Raw genomic sequence first — 14,649 nt, 5'->3', positions numbered from 1 at the left:
TCAAAACAACGTGTTTATGCCCCCCTCCCCTACCTATGAAGCCAAAGTGCTGCAAGAGTTGCATCTGTGGCAGCAGGAGATGCTGAAAGACCCTTCGCTGCTGAACAGACTCAGCCGCAGCATGCAGCAGAAGCTCAACAGCTACATTCCGGAGAAGGTGCACAGCGCCATCACGGCTACCATCAAGCAGATGATACGGGCCGTGCTGTTTGGGGCGAAGCATACTACCGCCAAACCCGCGGTGCACAGTTCCCTGGAAGCAAGAGAAGCCGCCATTTTGGAGCGCATTGAGTTCTACAAGAAGACGGCGGCCGCCGAAGGGGGAATCACGGGGGCCGGGGGCTTTCTGCTGGGGCTGGCTGATTTCCCGCTGCTGCTGGGGATCAAGCTGAAGCTGCTGTTTGACATGGCCGCGCTGTACGGCTATTCAGTAGATGATTACAAAGAGCGGGTCTACCTGCTGCACATCTTCCAGCTGGCGTTCAGCAGCCAGCAGCAGCGGCGCGAGGTGTACCTGCAAATGGTAGACTGGGAAGCCCAAAAGCAACTGCTCCCTGAAGACATTCACCAGTTTGACTGGCGCACCTTTCAGCAGGAGTACCGTGACTACATTGACCTGGCCAAACTGGCGCAGATGATTCCCATCATTGGGGCTCCAGTAGGGGCGGTTGTCAATTACAAGCTGCTCCAGAAACTGGGCCATACCGCCATGAATGCGTACCGCCTGCGCTGGAAAGAGAACAACGCTTTAAAGAACTCCCTGCCACCCCACTTGTAAAGACTACCTCAGAAACAAGTTTTGGCTAACCCGCAACACCTCTTTGGCTTCCCTCCTGTTTTCGGCCTGTTTTTCTAAAAACAGCTCCAAAACAGGAGGGATGGCTGGCCAGGCTTTTTTCCCTCTGCCCCTGGGCCAGGGATTGGTTGCAACCCCCTTTTCCAGTTTCCCGTTGCTTATGTTAAGCATCTTCTGGGGCAGCAGCCTCTTAGAAGCCGTCAAACCAACTCCTGAAACTATGAAAAGACACATCATCTATAGCGCAGCCATCGCCGTCACACTGTTGTTTAACTCCTGCGCCACCAACCCTGTCACCGGAAAGCGGGACGTGAGCTTTGTTTCTGAAGGGCAGGAACTTGCCATGGGTCAGGAAGCTGATCCGCAGATTGTGGCACAATACGGCCTGGTGCAGAACCCAACGCTGCAGAAGTTCATTCAGGAGAAAGGCCAGCAGATGGCGGCCGTCTCCCACCGCCCCAACCTAAAGTATGAGTTCAAGATAGTAGACTCCCCTATATTGAATGCCTTTGCCGTACCGGGCGGCTATGTGTATTTCACCCGCGGCATTATGGCGCACTTTAACAACGAGGCGCAGTTTGCCGGGGTGCTGGGGCATGAGATAGGGCACATCACGGCCCGGCATTCGGCGCAGCAGCAGACCAAAGCCATTATCACGCAGGGAGTTCTCCTGGGCGGTATGATCGCTTTCCCTGACCTGGCCCAGTTTGGCGATTTGGCTGGTCAAGGGGCCAGCCTCCTGTTCCTGAAATTTGGCCGGGATGATGAGCGGCAGTCAGATGAGCTGGGGGTGGAGTATTCCACTAAAATTGGCTACAACGCCCATGAAATGGCCGACTTCTTCCAGACCCTGGCGCGGCAAGGCCAGCAGGCGGGCCAGGGCGAAATACCGGAGTGGCAGTCAACGCACCCCAACCCCACCAACCGGTACTCAACAGTACACCAATTGGCAGACCAGTGGCAGCAGAAAGTAACCGGCTCCCAGTTTGCCGTGAACCGCGACAGTTACCTGAGAATGATTGACGGGCTGGTGTACGGCGAGGACCCCAAGCAGGGGTTCGTGGAAAACAGCATCTTCTACCACCCTGAGCTCAAGTTCCAATTCCCCATTCCGGCCAACTGGCAGTACCAGAACACGCCGCAGCAAGTGCAGATGGCGCCCAAAGACGGAAAAGCCCTGATGTTTCTGCGTCTGGCCCAGGGCACCTCGCTGGAGGCGGCGGCGCAACAGATGGTACAGGCCAATCAGCTGCAGGTGATAGAGTCAAAACAGGTGACTGTGAACGGGCTGCCCGCCCTGGCCCTTATTGGCCAGCAGACCCCGCCGCAAGACCAGCAGCAGACCCAGCAACAGCAGGCGCCCATTCAGGCGCTGAGCTATTTTATCCAGTACGGCGGTAATATCTACAACCTCACCGGGGTCACCGCTGCCACAGATTTCAACACCTACTTCCCGTCGTTCAGCAACACCATGCAAAACTTCAGGCAGCTGACCGACCCGGAGAAAATCAACCGGAAGCCCGAGGTGGTGAGCATTAAGAAAGTGACCCGTGACGCCACCTTGTCACAGGCTTTGAAGTCTTTCAACATGCCAGACAAACGGCTGGAGGAACTGGCCATACTCAACGGCATGACCCTTACCGCCAAAGTGAGCGCCGGCACCTTGATCAAAGTGCTGGAGCGGCGGTAAGTGCCTATATTCTACAACACAAAAAGAGGAGGCTGATACCACAGCCTCCTCTTTTTGTTTTCTGGTGAACACGTCACCGCTTTGGTCTTATAGAAGATTAAAACATATCATCTTTCACCAGCTTGGCGCCCTTAAGGGTAGCCGCGTGCTGCAGGGCTTTCACCATCTTCTGCATCTCATCATACGGGGTGTCTTTGCACAGATACAGGTCCAGATCGGTTTGTTTGGTGTTCTCGCCCTTCTTCTTGTCTTTCCGCACGTTGTCACCAATCACCCTGATCTTGCCCATCTTCTTGTCAATGATGAAGTTCTTCACGTCACCCCACTTAATGGATTCTTCAAACACCTCCCCGCCGTCAATGGTGATTCCTTCTTCTGTCAGCACTTTTTTGATGCCTTTAGACTTGTTAATGTCACAGTGGTAGGCCACAAACTTTACGTCTAACCACTCTTTAGAGTCCTCAAAAGACGGCTTTCCGGTACCCGAAGATTTGGTCTGGGCCTGAACCGCCACACAGCTCAACAAGAACAGAAATGAAACAGATAAAAACTTTTTCATACAGTAAAAGATAAAGGGTTAAATGGGTAAGACAGGCGTAGGGGCAGGTTCTGGCGCTCATGCCGTGACCAGCTGCAGATGAACAGACTCCTTTCACCCTTCGCCAGACTCAGCAGAAGTTTCCCCGCCGCACTACCAGCCGCAAAACCCAACAAAGTTAGGAGATGCACCCAGCACGGGACAATAGTTAAAACTAGGTATTTTCAGGCCTGATTCGGGCTTTTTCACCCGCTGCTACCCCCTCCCGCCCTATGCCGCTGGCTACTCAAGGTCAAAATAAAACTTCTGTTTTGGGGCTACTTTTGGAAAACAGGCCGAAAACAGAAAACCGGACCGGGCTGTCACTGAATGCTGAGGCTAGTTTCTGAAATTCTGGGTGATCATGAGCTGGTGAATCCCGCCTTTCATGACGCCAATCCCCACCCGCCCAAACTGTTTGCGCAGAATATTGGCGCGGTGGCCGGGGGAGTTCATGAGGCCTTCATGGGCCACCTCCAGCGAGGGGGCTAACGCCAAATTCTCACCCGCCACCACAAAGGGCACCCGGTGTTCCCTGATCCGGTCAAACGGGCTCAGGCCTTCTGGGGTGTAGTGGGAGAAATAGCCGCGCCTGAACATGTCAGTGGAATGCAGACGGGCCACCCGCCGCAAGGCCGTGTCAGCCACCAGGGGAGCCAGCCCTTCTGCCGCCCGCTCCTCATTGATCAGTTCCAGCATCTGGGCCTCCAACTCCGGGTCAGGGGTAGATTTCGCCACTTTGTAGGGGAGTTCAATGCTTTCAGAAGAGCCGGGCTCCACTGTCAGTTTGTTCATGGTACGGTCAATGGCTTTGTCAAACACCGGGGCCAGGGCAGACTCGGCGCGCTCTGTGTAGGTGGCCAGTTTGTTTGCAATGGCACTCTCCCGCACTTCGTCAATGATACCGCCAGAGAACGGGAACGCCATGAGCAGCACTGCCATAATTGCCGCCGTGACCACGCCGCTCAGAAAGCCCGGCAGCAGCCCCAGCACCCGGTTGCCCTTGTTTCTATGCACAGACGGCGGCAGCTGCGCCAGAAGCAGGTTGCCCAGACTCTGGATCAAAACACTGGCCAGCACCGCCACTATGAAAAAAGACAGCGGCAGCAGCCAGATCTGGCTCCAATCCACCAGCTTGCCCAGCCATTGCGCCATGGTGGGGTAGAACCGAAGGCCTATCAGCAGGCTCCCCACCCAGCGCACCAGATCCAGCACGCCGTACACAAAACCCCGGTACCAGCCCGTAAAGAGGCTGGAGAGAATAATGAAGGCCAAGAGAAGGTCAATGTAGTTCATGCAGGCTCAGGTTTGGTTTTTTCCGCTTTGCGCACCCAAGAAGAAGGGAGCAGGTGCTTTCTTTTACCTCAAGCGGCAATCTTCTGTTACTGAATAAATACCCAATCTACTGAAAAGTACCAACAGCCCCACAGAAAGACACCCCACCTGCCCTTCTGCCCGTACACGCCCCTAAACCTACAGCTATGATCTTACAAGTAACCCATGACGAGGACGACCTCCGGTTTTACGCCCCAGCGGGCGAAGAAGAGGCCGAACTCACCTATACCCTCCTGGAAGACGGTGTCCTGGACCTGGACTACACCTATATTCCAGAGGAGTACCGCAACCAGGGCCTGGCCGACCAGCTGGTGAAAGCGGCGCTGGACTTTGTGCAGGCCAAAAACCTCAGGTTTGTCCCCTCCTGCCCGGTGGTAGAAGCCTACGCCAAACGCCACCCGGCGTACCAGAGGTTTATGGCAGAAGAATGAATGCCACTCCTGTTTTGGGGCTGTTTTCCTGAAAACAGCCCCAAAACAGGAAGCTACCACCGCCCCCTAAACCGCCAGGCCAAAGCCAGCCCCTGAACCGCTGATTTTCTTTTGGCAGGCCGCGCAGATGAAAGCCGGGAGACAAAGTTTTGTAGTACCTTGCAGCCTTAGCTGTGTACGCATACCACATGAAGACTTTCACCATCATAGGCACCGGATTAATTGGCGGTTCTGTTGCCAGAGACATACGAAAAACCGGAACAGACGCCCACCTCATTGGGGTGGAGCAGAACGCTGACCATGCCGCCCGCGCCCTGGAACTGCAGTTGGTTGACGCTGTCCTTCCCCTGAGTGAAGCGGTGGCGCAGGCAGATGTGGTGCTGCTGGCCATACCCGTAACGGCCATTCAGCAACTGCTCCCCCAGCTGCTGGACCTTGTGCCCCCGCAGGCGGTGGTGATTGACTTCGGGTCTACCAAAAGCCTGCTCTGCGAAGCGGTGAAAGACCATCCCAAACGTGCCCAGTTTGTGGCCGCCCACCCCATTGCCGGCACAGAGAACTCGGGCCCAGAGGCGGCGCTGGAAGGTTTGTACCAGGGCAAGATGAACATCATCTGTGAAAAGGAGAAGTCTTCTGAGTTTGCCTTAGAGGTGGCCCTGGAGCTGTTTGACCTGCTGGGCCTGAAAACCGTGTTCATGCAGGCCGAAGAACATGACAAGCACGTGGCCTACATTTCGCACCTGTCTCACGTGAGCTCCTTTCTGCTGGGACTCACCGTGCTGGACGTGGAGAAAGACGAGAAGAATATCTTCATGCTGGCCGGCTCCGGTTTTGCCTCAACCGTGCGTCTGGCCAAAAGCTCCCCAGACATGTGGGCCCCCATCTTTGAGCAAAACGCCTTCTTCCTGAGCCACGCGCTGGAGGAGTACATCAAGCACCTGCAGAAGTTTCAGGAATGCCTGCAGCAGAAAGACACGGCGCAACTGTATGAGATGATGCGGCAGGCCAACCAGATCAGGCCGGTGCTGGACGGGATCACGCAGGGCGCCTCAGCTAAATAACGGTCTGGCACGTTTAGGAGGCCTTTCTGTTTTGGGGCTGTTTTTCTGAAAACAGCCCCAAAACAGAAATTATTATTCCGCGGCCGCGGAAGCGGTGCGTTTCTCCTGAATAAGTCTCCGGTACACGGCCACTATCTTTTGCTGCGAAAACCCCAGGTAGTACATGCCCATGAGCAGCGTGAAAATGAGCTGCAGGCGCACCACCCCGTTCTCCCGGTATTTCCTGGCCGAGGTGGTAACCTGCTGGCGCAGCACCGTGAAGCGGGTCTGTCGCTGCAGGCGGCGTACCAGTTCCTGGTCTTCCATCACCAACAGGGTTTCCTTGAACCCCTTCTCCCGCAGAAACAGCTCCCGCAGCACAAACAGGCTCTGATCCCCAAACCGGAAGAACCCAACGTTAAACCGCGTAAACCAGCAGAAGAACTGCAGAAACCTGTGGGGCAGGTCAAACGCCAGCCGGAAGCAGCCTGCCGCATGCCCCCGTTGCACCGCCTGTATGATGGCCGGAATAAACCCCGCCGGCGGATAAGTGTCTGCGTGCAGAAAGTACAGGATTCTGCCGTTCGCCGCCCGGGCGCCCACGTTCATCTGCACCGCGCGTGACTTAACGGCACTCTCCACCACCCGGGCACCCGCAGCCCGCGCCACCCCCTGGGTACCGTCTGTACTCTGGGCATCTACCACCAGCACTTCCACGCCCCTTTGGCCCATTGCCTGATCAAGAAGAAAGGAGACCAACCGCCCAATGCCACTGGCCTCCTGATAGGTGGGAATAATAATGCTTAGCTCCATGGCGCAGTGTAGAATATAAGGTAAATACGGCGGCCAGCCCAAAGTTGGATGTACGTTCTCCCCCCTGACGCTGCTCCCCCCTGTTTTTGGCTTGTTTTTCTAAAAACAGATCAAAAACAGACATCAATGCCATTCAGTGCCTTTTGTTTTATCCAGGGCGCACGCTTGTGCGGTAAGGGTAGGATGGTTTCCTGTTTCCGGGCTGTTTTTCAGAAAACAGCCCGGAAACGGCGGCACAGGCAAACGCCTGCGCCCTCTCATCCCATCCAGAAAATGAAAGGGGCAAACAATTATGAGAATACAGGAATTAGTCAACAGCTGCTCTAGTGCCTGGCTTTTGCCGCTGGCAGGCAATCACTAACTGCTGAAAAATCCGGAAACTTAGCGATCACCTCTCCCCCAGCTGCGCCAACAGCCGGTCTACCTCAAGAAACAGCGTCTGGTTACCCTCCTGGTGGTACTGCGCCAGGTTTTGCTGGAACAGCGGCAGATCATACAGAAACGCTTTCAGGCCGTCTGCGGTGAACTCTGGGAAGTAGCGCCCGTACCCCAGCTTCTGCACGTAAGCCGCGTTCAGGTACTGCTCAAACTGTTTGGGAATGGGCACAGAGCAGATGGGCTTGTGCAGGTACACCGCCTCGCTCAACAAAGAGAAGCCGCCGTTGGCCACCACGGCTTTCGCCGAAGACAAATCCTGGATAAACCCGTCTTCGCTGAAGGCTTTCAGCTGCACGTTGCCGTGCTGCTCTTCTTTGTTGAAGCCGTATACGTAAAACCTCTCCTGCGGTAACTGCTGCAGCGTCTGGAGCAGGTTCTTCTGGTTGGTGCTGGATTGGTAGACCAGCACATGGTTTCCCACGCTAGTTTTGGCCTGCAGAATCTCCTCCCTGATAATGGGCGGCACCAGCGTGGTGTTGGGTTTGCAGATGGTAGCCGGAAAGAAAGAAGCGGCCAGGTAATGATGGGCCCGGGGCACCTTGGCCTTCACTACATTTTTGGCCACCTGAAAACTGCTTTTCCATTCGGGTAGAACGGGTACATCCAGGGTGCAGCGGTTAATGACCTGCATGTTGTCAATGCTCAGAACAGGCAGCCGGTGGTGCCTGGCAAAGAGATAGCTGAATGACTCGAAATCTGAAATGACCGCCTCCGGCTGAAACTGCTCCATGAGCTGCCGGTACCGGTTAAAGTTCATCCTGAGCGTAGCCGGGGCAGTTTTAAGCGTGAGCAATGCCGTATTGACCGTTGAGACCGCCGCATCGCGGTACGCAATGTGAAAGCCACGTATCTCATGCACCCGCCCAGGAAACGCCTTGTCCAGGAACTGGTACGCCCGCGCACTGGACACCACCTGCACGTCATGCCCCTGCGCCAGCAGATGGGTAATCATTACTTTGCTTCGGGTGGCGTGGCCCATGCCCTCACCGGGTACTCCGTATAGTAGTTTCATGTAGTGATTTCTCGCTTGCTACCAGGTTTTTGAAAAGCTGCAGCCATTCTTATTTCTAACTGACTTTCTACTTCTTGCGCAGGGTGGTGCCAATCAGCAGATTAAGATCTATTCCCCCCTGGGTCATTTTATGATTGAACCCAAAGAACCCGCCCAGGCTCATTCCCACTTTCCTCTTCCTCCCCGGGTAGAGAGCCAGGTCTCCCCGCACGCTGCCGCCCAGCATCTGGTATCTTCTGGTCTCATATTCGTAAATGGAATAATTAAAGAACCCTCCCCAGCTATTGGTAGGCGAAGGCACCTTCTTCACGTTGTAGGGCATTTTGTAATTCACATAAGAGGGGCCAACAGACGTGGTGAAAACTATTTTCTGGTGAAGGGGAATTACTTTACCCACACTCAGGGTAATTTCATGGTATTCATGATTGGCACATATTTCTCGTCTACATGGTCAGAGGAAGGCACCGGGTGCAGGTAGGTATATTCATACAGTCTCAGCCCATAGGCAACGTTCCTTTTTGTTTCTACCACCACTGCCACATTTCCTGACAGCTGCTTGTGGTTAGGGAGTGGATACCCCAACCCTAGCTGGGCGTAACAACGGGGTTTCTCCAGGTACAAAGTGTCCTGAGCTTTTGTGCTGGTCCCATAGCACCACAGGGCAAGAAACAGCAGGAACAGTTTTGGTCTCATCTATTTAAGGTATAAACTTTCTATGATATATAATACTAGATACCTGAATCATGCGGTACAGCCAAAGCCATGGATCCTTACAGCCGTTCCCCCTCTGGGTGCGTAGTCACCCTGAACGCCTTCTTCAACACCCCAGACAAAGAAAACAAGTACGCCAGCAACATTCCCGTTGCCGACCCTAAGGTGACGTCCAGTTCAGAGTGCACGCCCAGGGCCACCCGTGACATACACACCAGCACCGCCCACAGCATAGGAAGCACCAGCCACGGGCGGTGCCGGCGGGGCAGCTGGAGGCCCAGCCACATGGTCAGCATGGAACCCAGCAGAAAAGCATTCTGGGAATGGCCCGAAGGAAAGGAATAACCCGCCTCGCTCACCCAATGCTCCAGTACCAGCGGAGAAATCTGTCTATACTTCTCCGGGTTATTTCTCAGGTACTTGGCCAGGTAGAGCCGTCGCGCTTCAGCGCTTTGCAGGTAAAACGTGTCCAGCAGAGACGCCTCCTGCCCTTTGCCACCCAGCAGGAACTGGTGGCTGGGGCGCGGCACCTCTGCGAGCGGCTTTATCACGTACTCATTCAGTAGGGCCATGCTGCCCAGCGTGAACAGCAGAAACAAAAAGGCAACCGTAAAGGACTGCGCCTGCAGCTTAAGCCCCCTCTGCTGCCTGGCGGCCAGCAGACACAGCAAAATTCCCAGCACCGGGGTACCGTACACGCCTCCGGTCTGTGAGAGCACGTACCAGAAAAGGGTATCCCGGTCTTCCTGCAGGTAGCCGCTGAACGCCACCGGCAGCAGCCACACCCCCAGAACCAGCAGAAGCCAGCTCCCGGCCGTGAGCAGCAGCGCAAACTTGTTTTGGCTTAAATGTTTCCTCATGGGTGAATTGTAGAGCAGGTTAAGCTTTGTCTTAGTTGATGAAAGCGGTTAGCATAAAGCTCTGGCCAATGATCCTCACCAATCAAAAACGTCAACATACTCTACGCAAAAAATTCTTACTGATAAGTTGGGGGCTTAAAATGGGAAAATACAGCATTGCACGCAAATTGTTTACGCCAGGGCCTGCACCTTTCCCTGCTCCAGCCGAAGCACCCTGGTCACACAAGCCGGTATCTCCTGGGCATAGTGCGTCACGTACAGCAGCGTGGTGGAGCTATGGGCGCAGATCACCTCCAGCAGTTCTTTGAACCGTTGCCGCTGTTGCGCATCCATACCCTGGCAGGGTTCATCTAAGATGAGGAGCACCGGATTCTTGATAAGCGCCCGCGCCAGAAGGCACAGCCGCTGCACACTGGCTGAAACATTCCGGAGCGGTTTATCTTTTTCCTGCGCAATGCCCAGGAGCTCCAACCAGGCAAGGGCTTGGGCCGCATTGCCGGGCTGGCTTTTCCGGTGCAGCCCCAGCGTGTCATAAAACCCAGACTCCACCACCTCCAGGCAAGTGTTCTGGTACGGGAAGAACTGGAACAGCTCTGGCGAGACAAAGCCAATTTTCTTCCGGATGTCCCAGAGGGTTTCACCGGTGCCGCGCTTCCGGTCAAAAAGTGTAATGTCTTTAGAGAACGCCTGGGGGTTATCTCCGTTCAGCAGACTCAGCAGCGTGGTTTTACCGGCCCCGTTGTGCCCCAGGAGCGCCCAATGTTCGCCCGGCCGCACGTGCCAGTTGACCTGGTCCAGCACCGTCTTCTCCCCATACCGCACCGTCACCTCCTTTAACTCTACCAGGGTTTGGTACCTAACCGGGGGCGAGGCCGGCAACAGATCGTTCAACCCCGCCGGATTTAAGGCGGGGGAGTTCCCTTCAGGTTCAGGAGTGCCCTGATACCGCTCCTTCGGCTGCGCCGAAATAAGTTGCCCATTTTGCAGCACCGCCACATGGGTGATAGACGCCGGGATTTCATCAGGTGAGGTGGCCATGATCACCGTCACCCCTGAGGCGATGAGGTGGGCCAGCAGCTCATCAAAGTTAGTTCTGGTCTCCAGATCAAGGCCGTAAGGGGCATGTCCAGCAGCAGGAGTTTGGGCTGCTTCAGCAGTGCCTGGGCCAGTAGCAGGCGCTTGGTTTCGCCGTTAGATAGTTTGATCAGCTGCTTGGCCATTAGCCCCTGCAGCCGGAGCCGCTGCACCAGCTGGTCTATGGTCCAGGTTTTGGCAGCGGTTGAAACTGTGTCTATTTCGGCCAGATACGCTGCCACCGTGGGAGCGTCCTCTGCGTCTGCGGCATGGTAGCGCTGCTGGTAGTAAAAGGAGCCGGTGTTGGTAGACAATGATTTGAAACGGTGCTTCTGGCCTACCAACGCCACCAGGCTTTTATAGGTGAAGAAGGAGTCCTGAACCGGGTTTTTCTCCAGATATTCCTCCAGAAACCCATGCGTCACCCGGCCGCCCACCAGGGGCAACTCCCCCGCAATGGCCCGCAGCAGGCTGGTCTTGCCCGCGCCACTCCCCCCTACCAGCGCCCACTGCTCCCTGGGCTGCACCTCAAACGTCAGGTCTTGAAACACATGGTGGTTCTGGTGCCGAATGGTAACATTCTGAAGCGAAAGGAATGAGCGGGGCATTGGGGAAACGGGTGTATAAAGTAAGCTGGCGCAGTAGACGCACAGGGTGTTCCATGGGTAAAGGTTCAGCCGGTTAGCCAGCAATCAGAAACTGAAACAAGACAGCTCTCACCCCTCTGTTTTAGGGCTGATTTGACCAAAACAGGTCAGAAACAGCATCTGCACCAAGACTTTCCGGTAACGGCGGTGTAGTGGCTAAGCCAAAATTCCAGTTCCTGCGTTTTGGGGCTACTTTCCAAAAAACAGCCCCAAAACAGCAGCTTGCTTCTCTTAAAGGCTCAAGCGCACGCTTGCGCCCTAACCTGTGCTAAAACATGAACAGCTTCACCGTTAGAGGTTAACGGTCTGCCTGCCAAGCGGGAAAATGGGTAAGAATGAGATCCCGGTGGGAAAGGATACCTTACCGGTTTGGCAGGATCTTACCCCACCTTTGGAAATTACTTTGCCTTGGGTGAATTCACCTTCTGCAGCAGGAGTTCCGGTTCATTGGTGGTGATAAAATCTGCGTTGCGCTCCAGGAGCCAGTCCATGATGTTGGGGTCATTGACCGTCCAGACGTTGACGGTGAGGTGCAGGCGGTGGGCCTCTGCAATCCAATCAGGGTTCTTCTGCACCACGCTCTGGTGGTAGTCAAAGCCGTACATCTGGTCTTGGGCGAGTTGGGTAGGCGTTTTCTCCCCGTTCAGGTAAGAGACATGGGCAGAGGGCTCCAGCTCCAGCACCTTTTTCAGGATGGCATAGTCAAAGCTGATGTAGTCAACCCAGCCCTGGGCCTGCTGCCGCTGCACCATCTCCACCACCTTCTGCGCCAGCGCCTGCCCCCGCTCCTTGCTGATGGCCGAAGGTTTTATTTCCAGGATGAGCCTGGTTTTGTTCTGGTTCAAGCCCGCGTTGAGGTATGCCTCCAGCGTTGGCAGGCTCTCCCCGTTGGGTAATTTCACCTTAGCCAGCTCAGCCGCCGGGGTCTTTTCAATGTGCAGCCCCTTGATGTCATGGTCATGGTTCACAAACAGCACAGAATCTACCGACATGTGCACGTCAAACTCGCTTCCGGTGCAGCCCAACCGGATGGCATGCTGTAGCGCGCCAATGGAGTTCTCAGGGGCACCGGTGTTTTTCCAGGCGCCGCGGTGGGCAATGACTTTGTTTTTGATGAATTCGTCCTTCACAATTCTGAAGGAATACTGCTTTCCGGCTGCCTCCAGCACTACCTCCAGCCATTGGCTCTGCGGGGTAGACGCTGCCGCCTTCTTTACCTTGAGCGTCTTGTCTTTGCTTAACTCAAACAGCCGCGCACTTTCTTTAGAGAGTTTCACCTGGGGCGTACCCGCTCCTTTTGAAACGGGCATCACTTTCCCCACCACCAGGTTCTGCGGGGTATAGGAAAAGTTAGAGAGGGTGATGGGGGCTTGAGCCATGGCCACAGAGGGTAACAGGAGGGTACAGAATACAAAAAACAATCTGGCAACAGGGGTGCGAAGTCTCATAAGAAACAGGTTCAGTGAAGGTTTACAAGTAAGTACTATATCTGCTTTCATGCCAGTAATAAGAAGGGAAAAGTTTCTGTTTTGGGGCTGTTTTCTGAAAAACGGCTCCAAGGAATGTCTAAAAGCGAATACCCCACCACCTTTCGGCAGCAGGGCATTCTACACAACACACAACACTAACTTTAAACGAACTGTTAAGCGTACTCTAAACAAACTAAAATGAACTCTTATACAAACAGGTTCAGAAAATCCTGCCGGCCGTTGAGGTACTCATAGGCGAAGCCTTCCTCCAGCATGCGCAGTTTGATGGCTTCCACATCCTGCGGGTGCTTCACCTCTACCCCAATGAACACGGGGCCTTTCTCCTTGTTGTTCTTCTTGATGTACTGGAAATGGATGATGTCATCTTCTGGGTGCAGCACGCGGTTCACGAAGGTGCGCAGCGCCCCGGGCTTCTGGTTGAACGTGACCATGAAGTAGTGCTTGAGGCCCTGGTGCTGCAGGGCGCGCTCCTTGATATCCTCCATGCGGGTGATGTCATTGTTGCTGCCGCTGATCACGCATACCACGTTTTTACCTTTGATTTCCCCCGCGAAATCTTTTAGAGCCGAAATGCTCAAGGTGCCGGCCGGTTCCAATACCACGCCTTCCTCATTGTACATCTTGAGAATGTCTTCGCAGATTTGGCCTTCGGGCACCAGCACCACGTCATCCAGCAGTTCCCGGCAGATCTCAAATGTGATCTCACCGGGACATTTCACGGCCGCCCCATCTACAAACGAGTCAATGGTCTCCAGCGCCTGACGCTGATCTTCTTTAATGGACCGGTACATAGACGGCGCGCCCAGCGGCTGTACCCCAATCAGTTTGGTGTTGGGGCTCACCTGCTTGAACACACTAGAGACGCCAGAGGCCAACCCGCCCCCGCCAATGGGCATGAACAGGTAATCAATGGCAAAATCAGCGTCTTTGAAAATCTCCAGCCCCACGGTGGCCTGGCCTTCTACAATAGCCAGGTCATCAAACGGCGGAATGAAGGTGCTGCCGCGCCCGTCGCAGAATTCTTTGGCGGCTTTGAACGTGTCATCATACGTGTCACCGGTGAGCACCACCTCCACCATGTCTTTCCCGAAGAGGCGCACTTTGTTCACCTTCTGGGCGGGCGTTTGGGCCGGCATGAAGATGTAGCCTTTGATGCCCAGCAATTGGCAGGCATAGGCCACGCCCTGTGCGTGGTTTCCGGCGCTGGAGCAGACAATCTCCCCCGCCCTTTCCTCGGCAGAAAGCGACGAAATTTTGTTATACGCCCCTCTGATTTTGTAGGAACGCACCACCTGCAGGTCTTCCCGCTTCAGATAGATCTCCGCCCCGTAGGTCTCAGACAGCCACAGGTTCTTCATCAGGGGCGTTTTATAGATCACCCCTTTCAGGTTCTTGGCCGCCTTCTCTACATTGCCTAATGCCACCGCGGTTTCTGGGGAAGCTGTCTCTTTTTGCATGGTGAATTCCTCTTTCTGCTTTTGTCCTGTTTTCAGAAAACAAGCCCTAAAACAAGTACCTTTTTCCCTGGCGCGAGTCTTCAGACTCGTGCCGATGGATGGGTGGAGTCTCCAGACTCCCATTTTACGCTTGGTCTAACTCCTGACAGACCAACGCACTTCGAATCAGTGCCTTTTCGGTCTGTTAGGGGACAGACCGGGGGAGGTAGTTTCCAGACTCCATTCGTCAAAATCCTACTCGTGGCTCCCGGCGAGTCTGGAGACTAGCATCATCTTTT

15 protein-coding genes are annotated in these 14,649 nt (G+C 54.9%); 4 read left to right on the top strand and 11 right to left on the bottom strand.

Features of this window, described 5'->3' with window-relative positions; all coding sequences use genetic code 11:
- The first annotated feature begins 16 nt into the window (after positions 1 to 16).
- Both FHS90_RS04945 and FHS90_RS04940 read left to right on the top strand, forming a co-directional pair.
- Entirely contained in the window at positions 17 to 778 is a 762-nt protein-coding gene (locus FHS90_RS04945) for an EcsC family protein (RefSeq protein ID WP_182512164.1), read from the top strand.
- A gap of 238 nt (positions 779 to 1,016) precedes the next feature.
- Complete coding sequence (locus FHS90_RS04940) at positions 1,017 to 2,486, top strand: M48 family metalloprotease (RefSeq protein WP_182512162.1); 1,470 nt, start codon at positions 1,017 to 1,019, stop codon at positions 2,484 to 2,486.
- A gap of 97 nt (positions 2,487 to 2,583) precedes the next feature.
- On the opposite strand, the gene FHS90_RS04935 is transcribed toward FHS90_RS04940, so the two are convergent.
- Entirely contained in the window at positions 2,584 to 3,045 is a 462-nt protein-coding gene (locus FHS90_RS04935) for a hypothetical protein (protein ID WP_182512160.1), read from the bottom strand.
- A 357-nt stretch (positions 3,046 to 3,402) separates the two neighbouring features.
- A complete protein-coding gene (locus tag FHS90_RS04930) occupies positions 3,403 to 4,359 on the bottom strand; it encodes a CvpA family protein (RefSeq protein WP_182512158.1) in 957 nt (318 codons plus the stop codon).
- 185 nt (positions 4,360 to 4,544) lie between these two features.
- Between FHS90_RS04930 and FHS90_RS04925 the strand changes: the two genes are divergently transcribed.
- Both FHS90_RS04925 and FHS90_RS04920 read left to right on the top strand, forming a co-directional pair.
- Positions 4,545 to 4,829, top strand: a complete 285-nt coding sequence (locus tag FHS90_RS04925) for a GNAT family N-acetyltransferase (RefSeq protein ID WP_066838589.1) — start codon at positions 4,545 to 4,547, stop codon at positions 4,827 to 4,829.
- A 188-nt stretch (positions 4,830 to 5,017) separates the two neighbouring features.
- Positions 5,018 to 5,890 carry a prephenate dehydrogenase gene (locus tag FHS90_RS04920; protein ID WP_066838591.1) on the top strand — a complete coding sequence of 291 codons (873 nt, stop codon included), beginning with the start codon at positions 5,018 to 5,020 and terminating at the stop codon, positions 5,888 to 5,890.
- Between the two features lie 72 nt (positions 5,891 to 5,962).
- On the opposite strand, the gene FHS90_RS04915 is transcribed toward FHS90_RS04920, so the two are convergent.
- The 9 genes from FHS90_RS04915 to ilvA form a co-directional block, all read right to left on the bottom strand.
- A complete protein-coding gene (locus FHS90_RS04915; RefSeq protein WP_182512155.1) occupies positions 5,963 to 6,682 on the bottom strand; it encodes a TIGR04283 family arsenosugar biosynthesis glycosyltransferase in 720 nt (239 codons plus the stop codon).
- 388 nt (positions 6,683 to 7,070) lie between these two features.
- The gene (locus FHS90_RS04910) at positions 7,071 to 8,132 is read right to left on the bottom strand and encodes an MJ1255/VC2487 family glycosyltransferase (protein WP_066838596.1); all 1,062 of its coding nucleotides are present in this window, start codon (positions 8,130 to 8,132) and stop codon (positions 7,071 to 7,073) included.
- A gap of 67 nt (positions 8,133 to 8,199) precedes the next feature.
- Positions 8,200 to 8,529: a hypothetical protein gene (locus FHS90_RS04905; protein ID WP_182512153.1), complete on the bottom strand. Its 330-nt coding sequence runs from the start codon at positions 8,527 to 8,529 to the stop codon at positions 8,200 to 8,202.
- A 2-nt stretch (positions 8,530 to 8,531) separates the two neighbouring features.
- A complete protein-coding gene (locus FHS90_RS04900; protein ID WP_182512151.1) occupies positions 8,532 to 8,825 on the bottom strand; it encodes a hypothetical protein in 294 nt (97 codons plus the stop codon).
- Between the two features lie 77 nt (positions 8,826 to 8,902).
- Positions 8,903 to 9,703 (bottom strand): phosphatase PAP2 family protein, encoded by an 801-nt coding sequence (locus FHS90_RS04895; protein WP_066837490.1) that lies wholly within the window; start codon positions 9,701 to 9,703, stop codon positions 8,903 to 8,905.
- A 171-nt stretch (positions 9,704 to 9,874) separates the two neighbouring features.
- Entirely contained in the window at positions 9,875 to 10,741 is an 867-nt protein-coding gene (locus tag FHS90_RS22225; RefSeq protein ID WP_220482989.1) for an ABC transporter ATP-binding protein, read from the bottom strand.
- A gap of 8 nt (positions 10,742 to 10,749) precedes the next feature.
- On the bottom strand, positions 10,750 to 11,385 hold the full coding sequence (locus FHS90_RS22220) for an ATP-binding cassette domain-containing protein (protein ID WP_220482988.1): 636 nt from the start codon (positions 11,383 to 11,385) through the stop codon (positions 10,750 to 10,752).
- 437 nt (positions 11,386 to 11,822) lie between these two features.
- Positions 11,823 to 12,803 (bottom strand): glycerophosphodiester phosphodiesterase, encoded by a 981-nt coding sequence (locus FHS90_RS04885; RefSeq protein ID WP_246386672.1) that lies wholly within the window; start codon positions 12,801 to 12,803, stop codon positions 11,823 to 11,825.
- Between the two features lie 296 nt (positions 12,804 to 13,099).
- Positions 13,100 to 14,371 (bottom strand): threonine ammonia-lyase IlvA, encoded by a 1,272-nt coding sequence (gene ilvA, locus FHS90_RS04880; protein WP_182512150.1) that lies wholly within the window; start codon positions 14,369 to 14,371, stop codon positions 13,100 to 13,102.
- Positions 14,372 to 14,649: the final 278 nt, after the last annotated feature.

Source organism: Rufibacter ruber, assembly GCF_014138425.1.
GTDB lineage: Bacteria > Bacteroidota > Bacteroidia > Cytophagales > Hymenobacteraceae > Nibribacter > Nibribacter ruber_C.
This window is presented reverse-complemented; position numbering and strand designations above follow the sequence as displayed.

What these genes read in the sequence shown, in the direction of transcription:
- FHS90_RS04945 (WP_182512164.1), top strand. Translation starts at nt 17, where the DNA reads ATGCCCCCCTCCCCTACCTATGAAGCCAAAGTGCTGCAAGAGTTGCAT.
- FHS90_RS04930 (WP_182512158.1), bottom strand. Translation starts at nt 4,359, where the DNA reads ATGAACTACATTGACCTTCTCTTGGCCTTCATTATTCTCTCCAGCCTC.
- FHS90_RS04900 (WP_182512151.1), bottom strand. Translation starts at nt 8,825, where the DNA reads ATGAGACCAAAACTGTTCCTGCTGTTTCTTGCCCTGTGGTGCTATGGG.
- FHS90_RS04925 (WP_066838589.1), top strand. Translation starts at nt 4,545, where the DNA reads ATGATCTTACAAGTAACCCATGACGAGGACGACCTCCGGTTTTACGCC.
- FHS90_RS04885 (WP_246386672.1), bottom strand. Translation starts at nt 12,803, where the DNA reads ATGGCTCAAGCCCCCATCACCCTCTCTAACTTTTCCTATACCCCGCAG.
- FHS90_RS04895 (WP_066837490.1), bottom strand. Translation starts at nt 9,703, where the DNA reads ATGAGGAAACATTTAAGCCAAAACAAGTTTGCGCTGCTGCTCACGGCC.
- FHS90_RS22220 (WP_220482988.1), bottom strand. Translation starts at nt 11,385, where the DNA reads ATGCCCCGCTCATTCCTTTCGCTTCAGAATGTTACCATTCGGCACCAG.
- FHS90_RS04920 (WP_066838591.1), top strand. Translation starts at nt 5,018, where the DNA reads ATGAAGACTTTCACCATCATAGGCACCGGATTAATTGGCGGTTCTGTT.
- FHS90_RS04915 (WP_182512155.1), bottom strand. Translation starts at nt 6,682, where the DNA reads ATGGAGCTAAGCATTATTATTCCCACCTATCAGGAGGCCAGTGGCATT.
- FHS90_RS04935 (WP_182512160.1), bottom strand. Translation starts at nt 3,045, where the DNA reads ATGAAAAAGTTTTTATCTGTTTCATTTCTGTTCTTGTTGAGCTGTGTG.
- FHS90_RS04910 (WP_066838596.1), bottom strand. Translation starts at nt 8,132, where the DNA reads ATGAAACTACTATACGGAGTACCCGGTGAGGGCATGGGCCACGCCACC.
- FHS90_RS22225 (WP_220482989.1), bottom strand. Translation starts at nt 10,741, where the DNA reads ATGGCCACCTCACCTGATGAAATCCCGGCGTCTATCACCCATGTGGCG.
- ilvA (WP_182512150.1), bottom strand. Translation starts at nt 14,371, where the DNA reads ATGCAAAAAGAGACAGCTTCCCCAGAAACCGCGGTGGCATTAGGCAAT.
- FHS90_RS04940 (WP_182512162.1), top strand. Translation starts at nt 1,017, where the DNA reads ATGAAAAGACACATCATCTATAGCGCAGCCATCGCCGTCACACTGTTG.